Raw genomic sequence first — 22267 nt, 5'->3', positions numbered from 1 at the left:
CGCGGTGCGGCTCACCGTCGTGGTCGGCCCCGGCCTGGTGGCCGACACCGAACTGCTGGCGTCGCTCGTCGCCACCAGCAGCGCCGAGCTGGACAGCACCGGCACGGTCGTCACCGCCGCCTCGGCCGACGAGCTGCGCTCGCTGCTCGCCGCGGCGCAGGGCCCGACTGTGGTGCTGCCCGGCCCCACCACACCGGCCCGCGCCCTGATCGGCGCGCAGCCGCCGCACGCGGTCTGGTACGACCTCACCGTCGAGACGCCGGTCCCCGGCGCGGTCCACCTGGCCGGCCGGGGACTGTGGGGCGTGACCTGGGCTATCCGGCACGCCGTGCACCGCTTCCGCGCGCCGGCCGATCGGATTGCCTACGGTCCCGGCCCGGAGCAGTGGGGTGACCTGCGGCTGCCGTCGGGCCCGCACACCGGGCCGGCGCCGGTCGCGGTGCTGCTGCACGGCGGATTCTGGCGGTCGGTCTGGGGCGCGGACCTGATGGACGCGCTCGCCGTCGATCTGGCCGCCCGAGGCTACGCGTCCTGGAACCTGGAGTACCGGCGTCCGGACCGGCACGGCTGGGACGCCACCACGGAGGACGTCGAAGCCGGCCTCACCGCGCTGCGGGACATCGCCGCCGACCGGCCGATCGACCTGGAGCGGATCGTGGTGCTGGGCCATTCGGCCGGCGGGCAGCTCGCGCTGCGCGCCGCGGCGGACCTTGCCACGCGTACGGGCGGTCCGCGCGTCGCGCTCGCGGTGTCGCTGGCCGGGGTGCTCGACCTCACCGAGGGCGAGCGGCGCTACCTCGGTGACGGCGCGATCGCCGCGGCGCTGGGCGGCTCACCGGCCACGGCCCCGCGCCGGTACGCCGAGAGCGACCCGATGCTGCGGCTGCCGACAGGGGTGCCCACGCTGCTCGTGCAGGGGACCGCGGACAGTCTCGACCTCGTCGACGCCAACCGGCGTTACGCCGCGGCGGCGGCAGCCGCGGGCGACGAGATCCGCCACCTGGAACAGCCGGGGGACCACTTCGCCGTCATCGACCCGGCGTCGGACATCTGGCGGGACACCATGACGGCAGTGGACGCCCGCCTCGGTCGCTGACGTCGCGCCCGCAACCGAATCGCCCTCCGAGTTCACGTAGGTGAACACGGAGGGCGGTTGGTGGCGCCGGTCAGAACAGCCGGGGCGTGACCACCGAGACCACTGTGGTGACCGAGTCGGTGTCGTTGTACATCTGGTGCGGCACCGACGAGCGCAGGTGCACGCTGTCGCCCGGGCACAGCCGGTGCTCCACGCCCTCGACCTCGTAGAGCAGCTCGCCGGAGATGACGTAGGCGAACTCCTCGCCCCGGTGGCCGTACGCGTTCTCCCGCCGCCCGCCCGGCGCGATGTGCACGAGCATCGGCTCCAGCACCAGGTCCGGCCCCCGGTCCGAGAGCATGCGGTAGGTCTGCTGCCCCGACACGTACTGCGTTGCCGACGTCTCCGCCCTGGTCAGCGTGAAGTGCCGGGGAAGCTGGGAGACGTTGCTGTCGGACGTGCCGTTGCCGGCGTCGAAGAAGTCGGCCACCGACTTGTCGAGGGCCTTGGCGACGCTGCCCAGCGCGGTCAGGCCGATCGAGGAGATGCCGCGCTCGACCTGGGACAGGAAGCCGATCGACAGGCCGGAGCGGGAGGCGAGGCCGCGCAGGGTGAGCCCGCGCTCCTTGCGGTAGCGCCGGATCCGGGCGCCGACCACCCCCACCGGGGTGCTCTCGTCCGCGGGGCCGCCGGAGGCGGCCTGCTCCGACGGCGGCTGACTGTCCATGGACCGCACGGGGACCTCCTGTTGCGGTGGCGGGGGGATCCGCCCGGGATGTTCGATCCTATCGAACATGCCCGCACTTGTGCGAGGGGTGGAGCGCCGGCATTTCCGGTCCGCCGCGGCGGCGAAGCCGTGGTGCCGGCACCGTCGCGTCCAGCGCGATCGTCTGTTCGCAGTCGTACGGCCGGCCATCCGCTGCGGTCCACTGTGCGCGCTCCGGCACGAGTGCCCGTCGCGACTGTGCCTACTTGTCGTCCATAAGGGTCTTCTCGCGCTATGGCGGATTCGCGCCGGACGGGCGCCCTCGATCGGTTTGCTAGAGCTATAACGACGAAATTCGTCGCTTCAAAGCTGTCTACCGACGAGTTGCTGAGATTTCATGGACAATAACTGGCGTGGCTCGTAGAGTCTCGGCATCTTCCGATGATCTGGAGATGACGTGAAGACTGCCGCCACCGCCCAACCCGTTCGTTCCGCCGCCGACCTGCACGCCGCCGCAACAGTGGTGGACGGAAGCACGGTCATCGAGCTGAGCGACGCCCACCTCGACCGGATCCGGCGAGGAGGCGTCACCGCGGTCAACCACACGGTCACCCGGCCGTACGCGGACACCGTCACCGCCCTGCGCGAGGTCAACCGCTGCCGCAGGTGGATCGACGCACACCCGGACGAGGTGCTGCTCGCCCTGACCGTGGACGACATCCACCGGGCCAAGGCCGAGGGCAAGGAGGCCGTCATCCTCGGCCCGCAGGACACCGAGATGATCGGGGGTGACCTCGACCTGCTCGGCACGTTCCACGACCTGGGCGTCCGCATCCTTCAGCTGACCTACCAGCGGCAGAACCTGCTCGGCGCGGGCTGCGGCGAGGACACCGACTCGGGGCTGACGCACCGGGGCCGCGCCTTCGTCAAGGCGATGAACGAGCTGGGCGTGCTGGTCGACGTCTCGCACAGCGGCGAGCGCACCGGCCTGGACGCGATGGACGCCTCGGACAAGCCGGTCGTCGTCACGCACGCCTTCTGCGACGCGCTGTCGCCGCACATCCGCGCCAAGTCGGACGGATACCTGCGGCGCCTCGCCGAGCAGGGCGGCGTCATGGGCATCACCACCCTGTCGGGGTTCCTGTACCACCCGGAGGACCCGTCCCGTCGTCCGGACCTGACCCGCTTCGTGGAGCACGTCTGCCGAGTGGTGGAGGTGGCCGGCGTCGACCACGTCGCCGTCGCCACCGACTACGACGAGACGTGGACCGAGGAGATGCGGATCGCGCAGCTCAAGAGCATCGCGCAGGCGAACTCGAAGGAGCACCAGAACCTGCTCGGTGACTTCGGATGGGAGGAGCGCCGGGCGATCGGCATGGACGACGCCGCGGACTTCCCCAACATCACCGAGGCGCTTCTGGCCGGCGGATTCTCGCCGGAGGACGTGATCAAGATCCTCGGCGGCAACTGGCTTCGGGTCTATGGGGAGGCATGGAAGCCGGCCGCGCGATGAAGCGCTAATCGTGACACTGCCAAGGAGACTGATGCGTACCCGAATTCTGATGAGAGCGCTGGCGGTGGGCGTCGTGACGACGCTCGCGGCCGGCTGCGGAGGCGGCGAGCCGCCGTCGGGCAAGTCCGGTGGCAACGCCAGCGACGGCCTCACCAGCAACGTCAAGCTCGAGGACGAGACGCAGGCCGCCGGCACGCCGAAGTCCGGTGGCCGCCTGCGGATCATGATCCGGCTGGACGCCAACGAACTCGACCCGCACCGGATGTCGGAGACCTCGGCCTTCGTCATCAACGAGCAGATCTACGAGTCGCTCGTGCAGTCGTACCGGGGCGAGATCAAGCCGGCGATCGCCGAGTCGTGGGAGCTGAGCGCGGACGGCCAGACCGTGACGTTCAAGCTGCGCGACAACGCGTACTTCCACAGCGGCCGCAAGGTGACCGCCGCCGACGTGAAGTACTCGATCGAGCGGATCAAGGACCCGGCCACCCGGGCGCCGCGCGCCCGCAGCTACGAGGGCATCACCTCGGTCGAGGCGCCCGACGAGCGTACCGTCGTGATGAAGCTGGCCAAGCCCAACGCCGCCATCCTGACCCTGCTGTCCACCGCCGCGTCGTCGATCGTCGACCGGACCGTGGTCGAGAAGCAGGGCGACCTCAACGGCAGCGTCGACGGCGGCAGCGGGCCGTTCAAGCTCGCGGCCCGGACCACCGGCCAGGCCATCAAGCTGGACAAGCACGACAAGTACTGGGAGTCCGGGGTTCCGTACCTGGACGGGCTGGACTTCACGTTCAACCCGGACGACAACGCCCGCGCCGCCGCCGTGCGCAGCGGCACCGTCGACTTCCTGTGGCGGCCCGCGCCCGAGTTCATCGACGCGCTCAAGCGCGACGAGAAGCTCAAGTGGTACGGCGGCTCCGGCTCGCTGTCGCTGCACCTGCGGCTGAACACCTCGAAGGCGCCGTACGACAACGTCAAGGTCCGGCAGGCCATCTACCTGGCGCTGGACCGGCAGGAGATCCTGAACGTCGCCAACTCCGGCTTCGGCACCGCGCTCAACGCCGGCTACCTGCCGCCGGACCGCTTCGGCGCGCTGAAGGAGCCGGTGTACGGCAAGCCCGACATCGAGAAGGCCAAGGCGCTGCTGGCCGAGGCGGGTTACCCGAACGGCTTCGACGCCAAGCTCATGGTGATCGCCACCTCGGCGTTCCAGGTGCGCTCGGCGGAGGTGGAGCAGCAGCAGCTCGCCAAGATCGGCATCAAGGTGACGCTGGAGTCGGTCGAGTCCACCATCGCCGACACCAAGACGAAGTCCGGGGACTTCGACATGTACCAGTCCGGCTTCGGCCTGACCTACGACCCGGACGAGCGGTTCACCGCCAGCTTCCTCAAGGGCGGCGGCCTGAACTACGGCAACTGGTCCGACCCGGAGTACGAGGACCTGATCGTCAAGGCCCGCTCCGAGCTGGACAAGGACAAGCGCGCCCAGCTCTACCAGCAGGCCGAGAAGATCCTGGCCGAGCGGGGCCCGGTGGCCATGACCTTCCTGAACGCCGACTTCGACGTCGTGCAGAAGGACGTCATGGGTTACCGGGGTGACCCCACGCCGACCTACCGCTTCTACCGGCACCTCTGGCTCGACCGCTGACGAGTCGCGGAGGGGACGCCGGCCCACGGCGTCCCCTCCGCCGCACCGCGACGAAAGGCAATCCATGACGGCCGTACCCCTGACCCATCGCTACGTCATCGCCGCCCGGCTGAAGGGCTACCTGGGCAAGCACGAGGAGTCCGTGGCGCTGCTCACCGAGGCGCTCGAACTGGAACCGGACAGCCCGCGCCTGCTGCGTTTCCGCGGCCACCGGCGGATCTCCATCAGTGACTACGCCGGCGCGATCGCGGACCTGCGCGCCGCCGCCGACCAGCTCGCCGGCGTCGAGGACGAGTACGAGATGTACCAGCCGGAGGTGGAGAAGGACGTCGTCAGCCTGATCCTCGGCCGGCCCGAGGACGTGCGCCCGCAGCACCTCAGCGACACCGACGCCGCCGCGAACCCGGAGATCCTCGGCCGCTACAACACCACGCTGCACGCCTCCGTCTGGTACCACCTGGGCGTCGCCCAGTACCTCGCCGGTGACCTGGAGGGCTGCCTGCCCAGCTTCGCCGAGTCGGAGAAGGCGTCCCGGCACCAGGAGGGCCTGGTCGCGTCGCAGGACTGGCAGTACATGGCGCTGCGGCGCCTCGGCCGGACCGCCGAGGCCGAGGAGGTGCTCGACCGGTTCCGCACTGTCGACCTGGTCGACGAGCCGCACCTGGTCGGCTACGAGGGCCGGATGAAGCTCTACACCGGCGAGATCGGTCCGGACGAGCTGTGGGCGATGTGCGACGGCAACAGCCTCAAGACCGTCACCCAGGGGTACGGCCTCGGTAACTGGCACTACTACAACGGTGACGTCGACAAGGCGCGTGAGGTGTTCGACGGGGTGCTGAAGACCCGCGTCACGCACGCCTTCGCGTACCTGGCAGTCAAGGCCGAGTACGAGCGCAACCCGGACTTCGCGACCACGAGCAAGGAGAACTGAGATGGCAATCATCCGTGCCGAGATCGGCAAGCGGGACCAGGCCACCAAGGAAGCGATGATCGCCGACCTGACCGACGTGCTGGTCAAGTACGGCTCGCCGCGCGAGAACACCCACGTCCTGCTCTACGAGGTGTCGTACGACAACTGGGCCAAGGGCGGCGTGACGTACAACAACCGGAAGCGTGCGCAGGAGTCCTCGTGACCGGCGCCGCCGCGGGACCGCACATCCTGCTCACGCCCAACCTGTCGGACCTGCTCCCGCAGCTGCGGGAGCGGTTCCCGCAGTGCCGGTTCAGCCCGGTACCGGACGGTGAGCCGGTACGCGACGAGTGGCTCGACGCCGAGGTGATCCTGCGCAGCGCGATGAACGAGGACACCTTCGACGAGCTGCTGGCCAAGTGCGACCGGCTGCGGTGGGTGCAGATCACCGCGGCCGGGTTCGACTGGGTGGGCGGCGAGCTGATGCAGCGCCGCCTCGCCGAAGGGCTGCTCTACACCCGGTCGCCCAACTCCTACAACGTGCCGATCGCCGAGTACGCCATCGGCGCCGTGCTGATGCGCTTCCGCGCGTTCCCGGAACACCGGGAGGCGCAGGAGCGCCGGGAGTGGGTGCGGATCACCGGCCGGGACTTCATCGGCAGCACGATGCTCGTCTTCGGCACCGGCGGCATCGGCGGCGAGGTGGCCTGGCGGGCCCGGGCCCTCGGCGTCGACGTGATCGGGGTGAACCGTTCCGGCACCGCGGCCGAGGGCTTCGACCGGGTGATCCCGTACGCCGAGCACATGGCCGTGCTGCCGGAGGCCGACTCGGTGGTCCTGGCCATGCCGCTGACCACCGAGAACCGCTACTTCTTCGACGCCGAGCACTTCGCGGCGATGAAGGAGTCGGCGGTGCTGGTGAACGTCGGGCGGGGCGCTCTCGTGGTGGAGGACGCCCTGGTCGACGCGATGCGGTCCGGCCGGATCGCCGGCGCGGTGCTGGACGTGTTCGAGGAGGAGCCGCTGCCGGCCGACCACCGGCTGTGGGACCTGCCGAACACCACCATCACCCCGCACACGTCGTTCCGCGGCACCGGCAACCTCCAGCGGCTCTACGCCGACTTCTGCGTCAACCTGGAGCGTTACCTGGCCGGCGAGCAGCTGGCCGGCCTGAAGCGGCAGCCCGACCTGGGGTACTGAGCGTCCGAACGAGAGGCGGCCCACCGGATCGATCCGGTGGGCCGCCTTCGTCGTGCCGTACGTCAGTCGAGCAGCGCGCGGGCCGCCGTCAGCACGTCGTGTTCACCGAGCAGGACGTGGTCGGCCGCCGGGCCCAGCGGGACGTAGCTGTCGACGCTGTTGACGCGGGAGATCCGCCCCGGGTAACCGGCGTCGACCAGGGCGGCCACCACCGCCTCGGAGACGCCGCCGCCGGCCCGGGTCTCGTCCACCACCAGCACCCGGGGTACGCCGTCGAGCGCGGCGAGCATGCTCGCGGCCGGCAACGGCGCGAGCCACTGCAGGTCCACGACGCGGGTGCCGGCGCCCCGCTCGGCGGCCAGCGTCTCGGCCACCCGGAGGCTCATCGGCACGCCGTTGCCGAACGTGACGAGCGCCAGGTCGTCGCCGTCGCGTACGGTCCGGACCTGTCCGAGCGGCGCCTCGGTGGCCGCCCACTGGTCCGGCGGGGCGTACCGGGCCAGCCAGCCGCCGTCGCCGTCGCTGTGCAGGTCACGGGTGTGGTAGAGCGCGATCGGCTCCAGGAACACGCAGACCCGCTTCTCCTGCTCGGCCAGCGCGAGGCACTGCCGCAGCAGCGCCGGCGCGGTGGCCGGGTGGGAGGCGACAGCCAGCGCCAGGCCGGGGATGTCCCGCAGCACCGCCACCGAGTTGTCGTTGTGGAAGTGCCCGCCGAACCCCTTCTGGTACGCCAGCCCGGCGATCCGGACCACCATGCCGTTGCCGTACTGCCCGTCGGAGAAGAACCGCAGTGAGGCGGCCTCGCCGCGCAGCTGGTCCTCGGCGTTGTGCAGGTAGGCGAGGTACTGGATCTCCGGGATCGGCAGCGTGCCGGCCAGCGCGCCGCCGAGCGCCACCCCGAGGATGGTCTGCTCGTCCAGCAGCGTGTCGAACACGCGGTTCGCGCCGAACGCCTTGCGCAGCCCGCGGGTGGCGCCGTAGACGCCGCCCTTGCGGGCCACGTCCTCGCCGAAGACCTGCGCCTGCGGCCAGGTGAGCAGCGCGTCGTGCAGCGCGGCGTTGACCGACTGGGCGAGCGTGAGCGGCCCGCGCGACTCGGGGAGCCGGCCGCCGAACACCTTCTCCCGTCCGGCGCCGGCCCGTCCGGCGGCCGCGCTGACCCGGTCGGTCCGGCGTTCGGTCAGCGGAGCGGTCACCGCAGCCGCGTCGGGCAGCCGCTCGACCCGCCCGAGCATCGCCTCGGCCTGGTCCATGACCAGCTTGCGGGCCTGCTCGTAGCGGGCCAGGCTCTCGGCCGGGGCGAGGATGCCGCGCCGGGCCAGCACCGCCGCCGTGGCCAGCAGCGGGTCGCGGGCGTAGTCGGCGAGGATCTCCGACCGGGACCGGTACGCCAGCTCGGCGTCGGAACCGGCGTGGCCCATGAACCGGACCGTGCGCAGGTGCAGCACGGCAGGGCGGCGTCCGGCGCGTACCCGATCGGCCACCTCGCCCGCGACGGCGAGCAGCCGCGCGGGATCGGCGCCGTCGACGGCGGTGTAGTCCAGGGCTGGTAGCGCGGACAGCATCCGGTCCACCCAGCCGTGCGGGGACCGGGTGCTGATGCCGATGCCGTTGTCCTCGCAGACGAACAGCACCGGCATCCCGAGCCCCTGGTGGGCGGCCCACCCGACGGCGTTCAGCGCGCCCGCCGCGGTGGAGTGGTTGGCCGAGGCGTCGCCGAAGCTGCACACCACCACCGCGTCGGCCGGGTAACCGGTGTCGCCGACGCCCCGCTCCAGCGCGAACGCCATGCCCATCGCGCGGGGCAGGTGCGAGGCGATCGTCGAGGTCTGCGGGATGACGTTCAGCGCCCGGTGCCCGAACACCTTGTGCCGGCCGCCGGAGATCGGGTCCCGCCGGGACGCGGCGGCGGAGTGCAGCACGTCGGTGATCGGGGTGGAGCCGGGGACCTGCCCGGCCCGGGCGGCGTAGAAGCCGCCGGACCGGTAGTGCAGCAGCGCCGGATCGGTCGGTCGCAGCGCCAGCGCGACGGCGGCGTTGCTCTCGTGGCCGCTGGATCCGATCGTGTAGAAGCCCTCCCGTTTCGACTGCAGCCAGCGCAACGCGAGGTCGAGGTGGCGGCTCTGGATCTGGGCGTCGAAGTAGTCGAGCAGCAGGCCGGCGTCGATCTCGACGTCCGGCGACGGGTCGGCGGGCGCCGCGGCGCCCGCCGACCATTCCGACAGTTGACGAACCAGGTGTTCGTCGATGGTTTCCACGTTGCTCCTTGCCGGGGGTGCGAGGGGTCAGCGGCTGGAACGGCCGCGCAGTCGCGGGTCGAGCACGTCGCGGAGGGTGTCGCCCAGCAGGTTGAAGCCCAGCACCGCGATCATGATGCAGACGCCGGGGACGACCGACGGCCAGATCGACATCTCCATGAACGCCTTGCCGCTGGAGAGCATCGACCCCCAGGACGGCTGGGGCGGCTGCACGCCGAGCCCGAGGTAGCCCAGGGACGCCTCGACCAGGATGGCGGTGGCCAGGCTCGTGGTGAACTGCACCGCGATCGGGGCGACCGAGTTGGGCAGGATGTACTTGATGATCAGCCGGGCGTTGGTGAGCCCGACCGCCTGGCCGGACTCCACGTACGGCTCGCGGCGCACCGACATCGCCGTGCCGCGTACGACCCGGGCGAAGCTCGGGATGAACACGAGGATCAGGGCCAGGATCAGGTTCTCGGTGCCGGGGCCCCGGGCGGCGACGACCGCCAGCGCGAGCAGCAGCGTGGGGAAGGCGAACATGATGTCGGTGGCCGGGGTGATGATCGCGTCGAGGAAGCCCCGGTAGAAGCCGGCGAGCAGTCCGAGCAGGACGCCGATCGCGCCCGCGCAGGTCACCACGATCAGGCTGACCGTCAGCGAGGTGCGTGCGCCGTACAGGGCGCGGCTGAGCAGGTCGCGGCCGGCCTCGTCGGCGCCGAGCAGGAAGTCGCCGCCGGGCGCGGCGAGCCGCTGGTTGGACATGGCGGTCGGGTCGTACGGGGCGATGAGCGGGGCCAGCGCCGCCGCGCCGACCATCAGCACCACGATGACCAGGCCGATGGCGCCCACCCGGTCGCGCCAGATCAGGCGTAGCAACTCCAGGCTGCGGGGGGTCCGGCGAGTGGACGCCGCCTCGGCGGGGCGGCGGTCGGGGGCGGTGTCAGTGACCACTGCGCAACCTCGGATCCAGGTAGGTGTAGATGAGGTCTACGAGGAAGTTGACGACGACGTAGAAGAAGGCCAGGAAGAGCAGGGTGCCCTGGACGACCGGGTAGTCGCGCTGGGAGATGCCGCGGATGACCATCGTCCCCAGGCCCGGCCAGGCGAACACCTGCTCGACGATGACCGTGCCGCCCAGCAGCGCGCCGGCCTGGATGCCCAGCACCGTCACGACCGGGATCAGCGAGTTGCGCAGCGCGTGCCGGGTCATGACCACGCGCTCGCCGAGGCCCTTGGACCGGGCGGTGCGTACGTAGTCCTGGTTGAGCACCTCCAGCATGCTGGAGCGGGTCATCCGCATGCTGATCGCGGCGAGGCTGGAGCCGAGCGTCACGGCGGGGAGGATGAGGTGCTTCAGGGTGCCCCAGGAGCCCTCACCCTCACCCGCGCCCTGGGACGGCAGCCAGCCCAGCGACACCGAGAAGACGTACACCAGCAGGATGCCGAGCCAGAAGTTCGGCAGCGACAGCCCGACCAGCGAGCCGACCCGGGTGGTGGCGTCCAGCAGTCCGTTGCGCTTGGTGGCGCTGAGCACGCCGAGCGGGATGGAGATGAGGATCGAGACCAGCAGCGCCGACACGGCCAGCAGCAGCGTGGACGGAAGGCGCTGCATGATCTCTTCGAGCACCGGCTGGCCGGTGCGCATCGAGGTGCCGAAGTCGCCCTGGACCAGGGCGCCGAGCCACCTCAGGAACTGCTCGTACACGGGCATGTCGAGCCCGAAGTAGCGGCGCATCTCCGCCTCGATCGCGGGGTCGCCGAAGTCCTGACCCATGATCGAGCTGATCACGTCGCCGGGGATCATGCGGATGACCAGGAATGAGATCACCGAGATCCCGAAAAGGACTGGAATAACCGATAAGAGACGGGTCAACGTGATGCGCAGCATTGCGGGTTTCTCCGGTCGGTCAGGTGTCAGCGCCGGGTGTGCCGGGGTCGGCTTCCGCGTCCCAGCCGGCTTCCTCGTCCCCCGTGACGGCGATGTCGCGCGCCCATTCGTGCGCGCGCTTGGCGACCCGTAGCACCATCACCGACCGGCTCTCCATCACCCCGTCGAGGTTGCCCAGCCGCTCCGTCCAGAACCGCCGCATGGCGTTGCTGGAGGCGAAGTAGCCGACGGCGATGATGTCGAACTGGCCGGTCACGTGGTAGACGTACGCGATCTCCGGCATCCCGGCGAGCTTGTCGATGAGCCTTTCTGTGGCACCCGGAGCGCTCTGGATCTCGAACAGCGTGTGCACCGGCCGCCCCATGAAGGCGGCGCTGGGAATCGCGGCGAACTGCAGCTGACCCTCGGTGACAAGCCGTTCCACCCGGCGTCGTACGGATCCCTCGGAGAGGCCGACCTTCGCCGCCAGCGCGACGTTCGTCTGCCGTGGATCCTGAACGAGCTCCCGGATGATGCTGCGATCTTTCTCGATCGAGCTCTTGGATGCCATCTCGCTCCAACTCTTAGTGACGGAATTCGTCGCTGCCGGGAGCCTAGACGACGAACATCGTCTGTGCAACACTCCCGGATGACGAATGGTGGCGTTCGGGAGTCTAACTCAGGGGGATCGATGGCCTTGTTGGAGGTCCGGGACCTGCGCACCGAATTCCGCGGCGCGCGGGGCTCGGTGACGGCGGTGGACGGGGTGTCGTTCACTGTCGACGCAGGGGAGATGGTCGCCCTCGTCGGCGAGTCCGGCTGCGGGAAGTCGGCGACCGCTCAGTCCATCATGGGGCTGATCGTGCCGCCGGCCGGCCAGGTGACCGGTGGCCAGGTGCTCTTCGAGGGGCGGGACCTGCTGAAACTGTCCGCACGGGACCTGCGCGCGGTGCGCGGCAAGGGCATCTCGATGATCTTCCAGGATCCGATGACCTCGCTGAACCCGGTGCTGACCGTGGGGCGGCAGATGACCGAGGCGCTGGAACTGCACCTCGGGATGAGCCGCCGGGCCGCGCGCAAGCGGGCGGTCGAGCTGCTGGACATGGTGCGGATCCCGGCGGCGGAGACCCGGCTCAGCTCGTACCCGCACCAGCTCTCCGGCGGCATGCGCCAGCGCGTCATGATCGCCATGGCGCTCTCCTGCCGGCCGCGGCTGATCCTCGCCGACGAGATCACCACCGCGCTCGACGTCACCATCCAGGCGCAGGTGCTGGACCTGCTGCGGGAACTGGCCCTGGAGACGCGCACCGCGGTCCTGTTCATCACGCACGACCTCGGCGTGGTCGCCGGCATGGCCGAGCGCGTCAACGTCATGTACGCCGGCCAGATCGTCGAGCGCGCCGGGACCGTCGACCTGTTCCACCAGCCGCAGATGCCGTACACCTGGGGTCTGCTCGGCTCGGTGCCCCGCCTCGACCAGGCCCGCGGCGGCAAGCTGCGCCCGATCGCCGGCCGCCCGCCGGAGCTGTCGGAGATCCCACCCGGCTGCCGCTTCGCGCCGCGCTGCGTCCACGCCCGCGACGTCTGCCAGGACAAGGCGCCCGGCCTGACCACCGTCCCGGCCCGCGACCAGCTCACCCGCTGCTGGGGCATGCGCCCGGCGGACCAGGGCGGCTGGCTGACCACCGAGGACCGCTTCGCCGACCAGAGCGCGGAGGTGCGCTGATGACGACCCCTGCCCCCGACACCGCCCCGGACCCGCTGCTGCGCGTGCGTGACCTGGCCGTCGACTTCAAGGTGCCGGTACGCGGCTCGATGCTGCCGGCCCGGCTGCGCGCGGTCTCCGGCGTGGACCTCGACGTCCGGCGCGGCGAGATCATCGGCGTGGTCGGTGAGTCCGGCTGCGGCAAGTCCACCACCGGCCGCGCCATTCTCCAGCTGCTCAAGCCCAGCCAGGGCACCGTCACGTTCGACGGCACCGAACTGACCACGCTGGACCGGCGGCGGATGCGGGCCATGCGCCGGCAGATGCAGATGATCTTCCAGGACCCGTTCGCCTCGCTGAACCCCCGGATGACCGTCGGCGAGCTGATCGAGGAGCCGCTGCTCGTGCACTCCGACCTGCCGGCGGCCGGGCGGCGGGCCAAGGCGCTGCAGACCATGCAGATGGTCGGGCTAAGCGAGAAGTGGCACGACAGGTACCCGCACGAGTTCTCCGGTGGCCAGCGCCAGCGCGTGGGCATCGCGCGCGCCCTGGTCAGCAACCCGCAGTTCATCGTCGCCGACGAGCCGGTCTCCGCGCTCGACGTCTCGGTGCAGGCGCAGATCGTCAACCTGCTGGAGGAACTCCAGGAGGAACTGGGCCTGACCATGATGTTCATCGCCCACGACCTGGCCGTCGTGCGGCACCTCTGCGACCGCATCGCGGTGATGTACCTCGGCTCGGTCGTGGAGGTGGGGGAGTGCGAGGACATGTACGACCGGCCGCGCCACCCTTACACCCAGGCCCTGCTCTCGGCGGTGCCGATCCCAGACCCCCTGGTCGAGACCGAGCGCCGGCGGGTGATCCTCAGCGGTGACGTGCCCAGCCCGCTGAACCCGCCGTCCGGCTGCCGCTTCCGGACCCGCTGCTGGAAGGCGCAGGACATCTGCGCGACCGAGACGCCGAAGCTCACCGGCGCCGGGCACCAGGTCGCCTGCCACTTCCCGGAGAACACCGACCCGCGGGGCGAGCCGCTCGCCGCCGCCGGCGCGGGGCGGTAGACGTGTCCGTTCCGTACCACCGCAACCTGGTCGACGGCGAGTGGGTCGACGGCGAACGCCGGCCGAACCTCAACCCGGCCCGCCCCGGCGAGGTCGTCAGCGAGTACGCGGTCGCCGACCGGGACACCGCCCGCGCGGCGGTCGATGCGGCCCGCCGGGCCGGTCCCGGATGGGCGAAGCTGCCCGTCGGCGACCGGATGCGGATGCTGGACCGCATCGGCGCCACCATCCTGGACCGCGCCGACGACCTCGCCACGCTGCTCGCCCGCGAGGAGGGCAAGCTGCTCGCCGAGGCCCGCGGCGAGGTCGTCCGCGCCGGCCAGACGTTCCGCTACTACGCCCACCAGCTGCTCCAGCCCACCGGTGAGGTCTACGCCTCCACCCGCCCGAACGTGCACGCCGAGGTCCGCCGCCGTCCACTGGGCGTGGTCGGGATCATCACGCCGTGGAACTACCCGCTGGCGATTCCGGCGTGGAAGGTCGCGCCGGCGCTCGCGTACGGCAACACCGTCGTGCTCAAACCCGCCGAGCTGGTACCCGCCAGCGCCGGGGAGCTCGCCCGGATCATCGCCGACGCCGGTGTCCCGCCCGGCGTGTTCAACCTTGTCGTCGGCGCCGGCTCGGTGGTCGGGGAGGAACTGCTCACCAGCGACGGACTCCAGGGCATCTCGTTCACCGGCGGCACCCGCACCGGCGCGCACGTCGCCCAGCGCTGCATCGCCCACGGCAACAAGCGGTTCCAGCTGGAGATGGGCGGCAAGAACCCGCTCGTAATCTGCGACGACGCCGACCTGGACGTGGCGGTGCGCTGCGCGCTGGACGGCAGCTTCTTCAGCACCGGCCAGCGCTGCACCGCGTCCAGCCGGCTGATCGTGACGGCCGGCATCCACGACCGGTTCGTCGCGGCGCTGGCCGAGGCGACGCAGGCGCTGCGGGTCGGCGACCCGCTAGACCCGGACAGCCAGCTCGGCCCGGTGGTCAGCGCCGGCCAGCTCGACCAGAACCTCGACTACGTCCGGATCGGACGCGACGAGGGCGCGGCGGTGGCGGCCGGCGGTACGCACGACGGGCAGTTCATGCGGCCCACCCTGCTCGTCGGCGCGCACAACGACATGCGGGTGGCCCGGGAGGAGATCTTCGGCCCGGTGTCCTGCGTGATCCGCGCCGAGAACCTCGACGAGGCGATCGAGCTGGCCAACGACACCGACTACGGGCTGTCCGCCGGGATCGTCACCACCTCCCTGTCTGCTGCCGAACGGTTCAAGCGCGACGCCCGCGCCGGCATCGTCACCGTCAACCTGCCCACCGCCGGCACCGAACTGCACCTGCCGTTCGGCGGCACCGGGGCGTCCAACCACGGCCCCCGCGAGCAGGGCGGCTACGCCCGCGACTTCTACAGCGTGCCGGTGACCTGCTACACCGGCTGGTAAGGACGGCAATGTCCCCTCAGATCCTGCTCACCGAGCCCATCGCCGAGGCCGGGATGCGGCTGCTGCACGCCGCCGGTGAGGTACGCGTCGCCCACCTCACCGACCCCGCCGCGCTCGCCGCCGGGCCGCTCGCCACCGCCGACGCGCTCGTGGTGCGCTCCTCACCGGTGACCGCCGCGATGCTGGAGGCCGCGCCCCGGCTCAAGGTCGTCGGCCGGCACGGCGCCGGGCTGGACGGCATCGACCTGGCCGCCGCGCAACGGCTCGGCGTCCCCGTCGTCGGCACGCCCGGCGCCAACGCCGAGTCGGTGGCCGAGTTCGTCGTGCTGGCCGCGCTCGCGCTCGCCCGGCAGCTCACCCCCGCCGTGACCACGCTTGCCGCCGGCGGCTTCCCGCCCGGCCGGTCACTGCCCGGCTCGGTCGTTGCCGCCGGACTGACCGGCACCATGCTCACCGGCCGCACGCTGGGACTCGTCGGCCTCGGCGCGATCGGCCGGGGCGTCGCCGCCCGCGCCCGCGGGATGGGCATGACGGTCCTCGGGTACGACGTGGCGGTCACCGAGCCGCCGGACGGCGTACACCTGGTGGACCTGGACCGGCTCCTCGCCGAATCGGACGTGGTCAGCCTGCACGTGCCCCAACGCCGCAGACCACCGGCCTGATCGGCGCCGCCGCGCTGGCCCGGATGCGGCCGCACGCGCTGCTCGTCAACACCGCGCGGGCCGGCGTGGTCGACGGCGCTGCGGTGCTCGCCGCGCTCGACGCCGGCCGGCTGCGCGGCTACGCGGTCGACGTGTTCGCGCCCGAACCGCCCGCCGCCGACGACCCGATGCTGCACCACCCCCGCGTCCTCGCCACCCCGCACATGGCGGCGATGACCACCGACGCGCTCGACGCGATGGCCGTCGCCGTGGCGCGCGGCGTCCTCGCCCACCTGGAAGGAACCCGTACGTGACACTGACCGTCCCCGCGTCCGCCCTCGACTACTTCGGTGTGGACACGCTCGTCGACGACGACACCCGGGAACTCCAGGCCGCCGTGCGCGGCTTCGTGGACCGGCGGATCCGGCCGGAGATCGCCGGCTGGTACGAGGCGGGCCGGCTGCCGGTACGGGAACTGGCCCGGGACCTCGGTGAACTCGGCGTGCTCGGGATGCACCTGGAGGGCTACGGCTGCGCCGGCACCTCGGCCGTCGCGTACGGCCTGGCCTGTTTCGAACTGGAGGCGGGCGACTCGGGCCTGCGGTCCCTGGTCTCGGTGCAGGGCTCGCTGGCCATGTACGCGATCTGGCGGTTCGGCTCCGAGGAGCAGAAGCGCGAGTGGCTGCCCCGGATGGCCGCCGGCGAGGCGATCGGCTGCTTCGGGCTGACCGAACCGGACTTCGGCTCGGACCCGGCCGGCATGCTCACCCGGGCCCGCCGCGACGGCGGCGACTGGGTGCTCAACGGCACCAAGATGTGGATCACCAATGGCTCGGTCGCCGACGTCGCAGTGGTCTGGGCCCGCACCGACGAGGGCATCCGGGGCTTCGTCGTACCGGCCGGCACGCCCGGGTTCACCGCGCCGGAGATCACCCGCAAACTCTCCCTGCGCGCGTCGGTGACCTCCGAGCTGATCCTCGACGACGTCCGGCTGCCCGCCGACGCGATGCTGCCCGGCGCGGCCGGCCTGTCCGGGCCGCTGACCTGCCTCAACGAGGCCCGCTTCGGCATCGTCTTCGGCGCGCTCGGCGCCGCGCACGACTGCCTGCAGACCACTGTGGCGTACGCCCGCAGCCGGCAGATCTTCGACAAGCCGCTCGCCGCGTACCAGGCCACCCAGCTCAAGCTCGCCGACATGGCCCTGGAACTGGGCAAGGGGATGCTGCTGGCGATGCAGATCGGCACGCTGAAGGACGCCGGCACGCTGGACCACCGGCAGATCAGCCTGGGCAAGCTCAACAGCGTGCGGGAGGCCATCGCCATCGCCCGCGAGTGCCGGACGATCCTCGGCGCGGCCGGCATCACGCTCGACTACCCGGTGCTGCGGCACGCGAACAACCTGGAATCCGTGCTCACCTACGAGGGCACCTCCGAGGTGCACCAGCTCATCATCGGGCAGACGCTCACCGGTCACGCGGCCTTCCGCTGACCGGCGAGCGTGGTCCCGGCCCGGATCGGCGATCCGGGCCGGGTCCGGCACCTGCGCCTGGCCACCTGAGCCCCGCGCCCGGCGGACCGGATCGAATCGCAGGGCGTGGCAGGATCGGCGGGTGCAGATCGGGTTGCTCGGGCCGTTCCAGGTCACCACGGACGCCGGTGTCCCGGCCGATGTGCCGGGCGCGCGGCTGCGCGGGCTGCTGGCCGCCCTCGCGCTCCAGCCCGGCCGGGTGGTTCCGAAGGCGACGCTCGTCGACTGGATCTGGGGCGAGCAGCCGCCCGCCGACGCCGCCAACGCGCTGCAACGCCTCGTCTCCCGGCTGCGCAAGGCGCTGCCGGCGGGCGTCGTCGACGGGTTGCCCGACGGCTACCGGCTCGCCGTCGAGCCCGACGCCGTCGACGCCGTACGGTTCGAACGCCTGCTGCTGCGGGCCCGCGACGGCGACGGGCCGCAGCGGGTACGGCTGCTGCGCGAGGCGCTCGGGCTGTGGCGCGGCGACGCGCTGCGCGACATCGGCCTGCCCGACAGCCCGGCGCTCGACGCGGCGGCCACCCGGCTGGAACGGCTGCGCCTGACCGCAACCGAGGACCGGTACGACGCGGAGACCGGGCCCGACCTGATCCCGGAGCTGACCGACCTGGTGGCCGCCCATCCGGTGCGCGAGCGGCTCGCCATGGCGCTGATGCGCGCGCTCGTCGCGGCCGGCCGGGACACCGAGGCGCTGCTCGTCTACCGGCGCACCGCCGACGCGCTCGCCGACGCCTTGGGCACCGACCCGTCCCCGGAACTGTCGGCGCTGCACGTCGCGCTGCTGCGCGGCGAGACGGTACGCCGGGAGGACACCCGCCGGACCAACCTGCGCGCCGAGCTGACCAGCTTCGTCGGCCGGGACGCCGACCTCGCCGCGGTCGGTGCGCTGGTGGCCGAGCACCGGCTCACCACGCTCACCGGCCCGGGCGGCTCCGGGAAGACCAGGCTGGCCACCGAGACCGGACGCCGTTTGACCGGCGACCTGCCGGACGGCGTGTGGCTGGTGGAGTTCGCGGCCGTCAGCGCCGACGGGGACGTGGTGCAGGCGACGATCTCCGGGCTCGGCCTGCGGGACGCGCTGCTCGGCGACGCGGGCAGCGCGGAGCCGGTCGACCGGCTGGTGGCGGCGATCCGGGACCGGGAGATGCTGCTGATCCTGGACAACTGCGAACACGTCGTCGAGGCGGCGGCGGCGCTGGCGTACCGGCTGCTCGGCGAGTGCCGGCGGCTGCGGATCCTGGCCACCAGCCGGGAGCCGCTGGGCATCACCGGGGAGGCGTTGTGGCCGGTCGCGCCGCTGGGCCTGCCCGGCGGCGACGCCACTGCCGCCGAGGTCGAGTCGTCGCCCGCCGTGCGCCTGCTGCGGGACCGGGCCGCCGCCGTCCGCCGCGACCTGGCGTACGACGGCCACACGTCGGTGACCATGGCCCGGATCTGCCGCGCGCTCGACGGCATGCCGCTGGCCATCGAGCTGGCCGCGGCACGGTTGCGCGCCATGTCCGTCGACCAGCTCGCCACCCGGCTCGACGACCGGTTCCGGCTGCTCACCGGCGGTAGCCGGACCGCCCTGCCCCGGCACCGGACGCTGCGCGCGATGGTCGACTGGAGCTGGGAACTGCTCAGCGACGCCGAACGCGCGGTGCTGCGCCGGCTGTCGGTGTTCTCCGGCGGGGCGGGCCTGGACGCGGCCGAGCGGGTCTGCGCCGGCGGCGCCGTCGCGCCGGCCGACGTGCTCGACCTGCTCACCGCGCTGACCGAGAAGTCGCTGCTGGTCGCCGCCGGCGACGCCGGGCCGCGCTACCGGATGCTCGGCCCGAGGCGATGCGGCTCGCCGCCGGCGCCGGCTGGTACTGGTGGCTCGGCGGACACCGCACCGAGGGCATGGAAGTGATCATCGCGGCCACCGAGGCGCCCGGCGACGTGCCCGACGACACCCGAGCCGTGGTGTACGGACTGGTGGTGCTGTTCCTCAGCTCCGGGCCGGGCGACGCGCAGCACGCGGCCGAGTGGATCCACAAGGCGTACCGGCTGAGCGGGGAGGGTCGCGGCGGCCACCCGGAGCTGGCCCTGGTCGTGCCGATGGAGCGGATGCTGCGGGAACCGGACGCGCTGCTGCCCGCCTGGGAGTCGCTGCTCGACCACGACGATCCGTGGGTACGCGCGCTGGCCCGGCTGCACCTGGGCAAGCTGCGGGTCATCCTCGGCATGGAGGCGGCGCAGGCGGAGGCGTGCCTGCGGCAGGCGCTCGCCGAGTTCCGGGCGGTGGGCGAACGCTTCGGGATCTCGTTCGCGCTCAGCGAACTGGCCGAGCTGATCGCCGTGCGCGGTGACGTCGCCGGCGCCTGCGACTACTACGAGCAGGCGGTCACGGCGGTCACCGAGGTCGGCGCCGTCGAGGACGTGATCCGGATGCGGGCACGGCTGTCCTGGCTGTACCGGCTGGGCGGCGACGAGGCGGCGAGCGCCGACGCGCTGGCCGAGGCGTACCGGCTCGCCGCCGGGGTCGCCTGGCCGGGGGCGCTGGCCGAACTGGCGCTGGTCCGGGCGTACCTGGCCCGCCACGACGGTGACGCGGACGAGGCGTACGCGCAGCTGCGGTCCGTGTCGGCGCTGCTCGGCGACGAGGCGGACCTGGCCAGTGTCCGGGCGGGCACCCAGGATCTGCTGGGTTACCTGGCCGAGGACGTCGAGCTGTCGCGTACCCATCGGGCGGCGGCGTGCCGCGCGGCGCGCGAGGGGGGCTACGCGCCGCTGACCGCGCAGGTGCTCGTCGGTGTCGCGGACCTGGCGGTGCGGCTGGACCGGCCGGACCAGGCGGCGCGGCTGCTCGGCGCCGCCACCGCGGTACGCGGCCAGCCCGACCGCACCCACCCCGACGTGCCCCGGATCGAGGCGGCGGCGCGCGACCGCCTCGGCGACGCGGGGTTCGCCGAGGCGGTCGCGCAGGGCCGGGAGACCGGCTGGGAGCGACTGGTCGAGGTCACGCTCGCTTCGTGAACGTGGACCGCGCCCACAGGTAGCCGACCACAGCGATGCCGGCGCACCAGGCGAGCGCGGGGATCACGTCGCCGGCCGACGGCGCGCCCTCGAGCAGGCCGCGCAGCGTCTCGATGATCGGCGTGAACGGCTGGTACTCGGCGAACTGCCGCAGGCCCGGCCCCATCTTGTCGGCGGGCACGATCGCGCTGCTGAAGAACGGCAGCAGGACCAGCGGCACGGAGGCCATGCCCGCCGACTCCGGCGACTTGGCGAACAGGCCCAGCGCGACGGTGAACCAGCTGACCGCGACGCTGAGCAGCACCACCACGCCGGCCGCACCGAGCCAGTGCAGCGGCTCGGCGGCCGGGCGGAAGCCGAGCAGGAACGCCACCCCGACCAGGGCCGCGACCGCGAGGACGTTCGTCAGCACGGTGGCCACGACGTGGCCGGTCAGCACCGCGCCCCGGGACACGTGCATGACCTTGAACCGGTTGATGATGCCCTTGGTCATGTCGGAGTTCACCGACGTCGCGGTGCCGCCGAGGCCGTAGCAGACCGCCAGCAGCATCAGGCCCGGCGTCGCGTAGTCGACGTAGTCGACGCCGACGGAGAACGCGTCGCCGAGCATGTAGACGAACATCAGCATCACGATGATCGGCATCAGCACGGCGTTGAACACCGAGGTCGGGTTGCGGCGCAGGTGCGTCAGGTTGCGGCGCAGCATGACGACCGAGTGGTTGCGGCTCATTTGGCGGCCACCTCCGGGGTACGGCCGGTCAGGGCCAGGAAGACGTCGTCGAGGTCGGGGGTCTGGACGGACAGGTCGTCGGCGCTGATCGCGTGCGCGTCGAGCCGGTCGAGCAGGGCGCGCAGCGCCGCGGATCCGCCGTCGGTGGGCACGCGCAGGGCCAGCGCCTCCTCGTCGCGTACCGCCTCGGGCAGCACCAGCGCCGCCGCGTCCAGTTCGGCGCCGGTGCCGAACCGCAACCGCACGTGCGTGCCGGGGATCCGGCGCTTCAGCTCCTCCGGCGTGCCCTGGGCGACCAGCCGGCCCTGGTCGAGCACCGCGATCCGGTCGGCGAGGCGGTCGGCCTCGTCGAGGTACTGGGTGGTGAGGAAGACTGTCACGCCGCCGGCGACCAGCTCCCTGATGATCGACCACATGGTCCGGCGGCTGCGCGGGTCCAGCCCGGTCGTCGGCTCGTCCAGGAAGATGATCCGCGGCTCGCCGACCAGCGTCATCGCGAGGTCCAGTTTGCGGCGCATGCCCCCGGAGTACGTCGACACCAGCTTGTCGGCGGCCTCGACCAGGTCGAACCGTTCCAGCAGTTCGGCGACGACCCGCTTGCCGGTCACCCGGTTGCGCGGCCCGAGGTCGACCATCAGTTGCAGGTTCTCCCGCCCGGTGAGCAGTTCGTCCACCGCCGCGAACTGCCCAGTCACGCCGATCGCCGCGCGTACCGCCCTGGCCTCGGTGACCACGTCGTGCCCGGCGACCCGCACCGATCCGGCGTCGGCGCGGATCAGCGTGGTCAGGATGTTGATGGCAGTCGTCTTGCCGGCCCCGTTCGGGCCGAGGAGGGAGAAGATCGTGCCGGCGGGGACGTCCAGGTCGATGCCGTCGAGCACCACCCGGTCCTTGTACGCCTTGCGCAGCCCGGAGACCGCTATCGCTGAACTCGTCATGCGACCACCATGGGCGGCCGCACCGCCACCGCCCTGACACGGCGCTGACACGGCCGCTGACAGCTTGTCGGTGGGGCGGCGTAC

17 protein-coding genes and 2 pseudogenes are annotated in these 22267 nt (G+C 72.0%); 12 read left to right on the top strand and 7 right to left on the bottom strand.

The window, feature by feature from the left end:
* The first annotated feature begins 4 nt into the window (after positions 1 to 4).
* Positions 5 to 1096, top strand: coding sequence for an alpha/beta hydrolase (locus MCBG_RS09820; RefSeq protein WP_223201150.1), 1092 nt, complete (start codon positions 5 to 7; stop codon positions 1094 to 1096).
* A 70-nt stretch (positions 1097 to 1166) separates the two neighbouring features.
* Here MCBG_RS09820 and MCBG_RS09815 read toward each other — a convergent pair whose 3' ends face one another.
* Positions 1167 to 1802: a helix-turn-helix domain-containing protein gene (locus tag MCBG_RS09815; protein ID WP_223201430.1), complete on the bottom strand. Its 636-nt coding sequence runs from the start codon at positions 1800 to 1802 to the stop codon at positions 1167 to 1169.
* Between the two features lie 436 nt (positions 1803 to 2238).
* Between MCBG_RS09815 and MCBG_RS09810 the strand changes: the two genes are divergently transcribed.
* From MCBG_RS09810 to MCBG_RS09790, 5 genes are all read left to right on the top strand, one after another.
* The gene (locus MCBG_RS09810; protein ID WP_043325193.1) at positions 2239 to 3294 is read left to right on the top strand and encodes a dipeptidase; all 1056 of its coding nucleotides are present in this window, start codon (positions 2239 to 2241) and stop codon (positions 3292 to 3294) included.
* A gap of 31 nt (positions 3295 to 3325) precedes the next feature.
* Complete coding sequence (locus MCBG_RS09805; protein WP_158559980.1) at positions 3326 to 4939, top strand: ABC transporter substrate-binding protein; 1614 nt, start codon at positions 3326 to 3328, stop codon at positions 4937 to 4939.
* 64 nt (positions 4940 to 5003) lie between these two features.
* Positions 5004 to 5870, top strand: coding sequence for a tetratricopeptide repeat protein (locus MCBG_RS09800; protein WP_043325191.1), 867 nt, complete (start codon positions 5004 to 5006; stop codon positions 5868 to 5870).
* A gap of 1 nt (position 5871) precedes the next feature.
* On the top strand, positions 5872 to 6072 hold the full coding sequence (locus MCBG_RS09795; RefSeq protein ID WP_018786431.1) for a tautomerase family protein: 201 nt from the start codon (positions 5872 to 5874) through the stop codon (positions 6070 to 6072).
* Positions 6069 to 7049 (top strand): D-2-hydroxyacid dehydrogenase, encoded by a 981-nt coding sequence (locus MCBG_RS09790; RefSeq protein WP_051611099.1) that lies wholly within the window; start codon positions 6069 to 6071, stop codon positions 7047 to 7049. Before MCBG_RS09795 ends, MCBG_RS09790 begins: the two co-directional genes overlap by 4 nt.
* A gap of 62 nt (positions 7050 to 7111) precedes the next feature.
* Here the strand turns inward: MCBG_RS09790 and MCBG_RS09785 are convergent, their stop codons facing one another.
* Genes MCBG_RS09785 through MCBG_RS09770 form a run of 4 tightly spaced genes read right to left on the bottom strand, consistent with a single transcriptional unit; the run spans position 7112 to position 11727 of the window.
* A complete protein-coding gene (locus MCBG_RS09785) occupies positions 7112 to 9298 on the bottom strand; it encodes a thiamine pyrophosphate-dependent enzyme (RefSeq protein WP_369799361.1) in 2187 nt (728 codons plus the stop codon).
* 36 nt (positions 9299 to 9334) lie between these two features.
* Positions 9335 to 10240 (bottom strand): ABC transporter permease, encoded by a 906-nt coding sequence (locus MCBG_RS09780; RefSeq protein WP_223201149.1) that lies wholly within the window; start codon positions 10238 to 10240, stop codon positions 9335 to 9337.
* On the bottom strand, positions 10230 to 11177 hold the full coding sequence (gene nikB / locus MCBG_RS09775; RefSeq protein ID WP_043325189.1) for a nickel ABC transporter permease: 948 nt from the start codon (positions 11175 to 11177) through the stop codon (positions 10230 to 10232). The genes MCBG_RS09780 and nikB overlap by 11 nt, the downstream gene beginning before the upstream one ends.
* Positions 11178 to 11196: 19 nt before the next feature.
* Entirely contained in the window at positions 11197 to 11727 is a 531-nt protein-coding gene (locus tag MCBG_RS09770; RefSeq protein WP_030499629.1) for an Lrp/AsnC family transcriptional regulator, read from the bottom strand.
* A gap of 120 nt (positions 11728 to 11847) precedes the next feature.
* On the opposite strand from MCBG_RS09770, the gene MCBG_RS09765 reads away from it, so the two are divergent.
* From MCBG_RS09765 to MCBG_RS09740, 6 genes and pseudogenes are all read left to right on the top strand, one after another.
* A complete protein-coding gene (locus MCBG_RS09765; protein ID WP_043325188.1) occupies positions 11848 to 12882 on the top strand; it encodes an ABC transporter ATP-binding protein in 1035 nt (344 codons plus the stop codon).
* Positions 12882 to 13919, top strand: a complete 1038-nt coding sequence (locus MCBG_RS09760) for an ABC transporter ATP-binding protein (RefSeq protein ID WP_043325187.1) — start codon at positions 12882 to 12884, stop codon at positions 13917 to 13919. Before MCBG_RS09765 ends, MCBG_RS09760 begins: the two co-directional genes overlap by 1 nt.
* Before the next feature lie 2 nt (positions 13920 to 13921).
* Positions 13922 to 15349 (top strand): aldehyde dehydrogenase family protein, encoded by a 1428-nt coding sequence (locus MCBG_RS09755; RefSeq protein WP_043325186.1) that lies wholly within the window; start codon positions 13922 to 13924, stop codon positions 15347 to 15349.
* Positions 15350 to 15357: 8 nt separating this feature from the next.
* A pseudogene (locus MCBG_RS09750) lies at positions 15358 to 16304 on the top strand (NAD(P)-dependent oxidoreductase).
* A gap of 38 nt (positions 16305 to 16342) precedes the next feature.
* On the top strand, positions 16343 to 17479 hold the full coding sequence (locus MCBG_RS09745; protein ID WP_369799360.1) for an acyl-CoA dehydrogenase family protein: 1137 nt from the start codon (positions 16343 to 16345) through the stop codon (positions 17477 to 17479).
* Positions 17480 to 17600: 121 nt separating this feature from the next.
* Positions 17601 to 20515 (top strand): annotated as a pseudogene (locus MCBG_RS09740) (BTAD domain-containing putative transcriptional regulator).
* Here MCBG_RS09740 and MCBG_RS09735 read toward each other — a convergent pair.
* Positions 20499 to 21245, bottom strand: a complete 747-nt coding sequence (locus tag MCBG_RS09735) for an ABC transporter permease (RefSeq protein WP_043325184.1) — start codon at positions 21243 to 21245, stop codon at positions 20499 to 20501. The pseudogene MCBG_RS09740 and the gene MCBG_RS09735 sit on opposite strands and share 17 nt — an antisense overlap.
* Positions 21242 to 22183 (bottom strand): daunorubicin resistance protein DrrA family ABC transporter ATP-binding protein, encoded by a 942-nt coding sequence (locus MCBG_RS09730; protein ID WP_043325183.1) that lies wholly within the window; start codon positions 22181 to 22183, stop codon positions 21242 to 21244. The genes MCBG_RS09735 and MCBG_RS09730 overlap by 4 nt, the downstream gene beginning before the upstream one ends.
* Positions 22184 to 22267 lie beyond the last annotated feature (84 nt).

This window comes from Micromonospora sp. M42 (genome assembly GCF_000568915.1).
In the GTDB taxonomy this organism is placed as follows: domain Bacteria; phylum Actinomycetota; class Actinomycetes; order Mycobacteriales; family Micromonosporaceae; genus Micromonospora; species Micromonospora chalcea.
The sequence above is the reverse complement of the archived record's forward strand: the minus strand, read 5'-3'. Positions and strand labels throughout refer to the sequence as shown.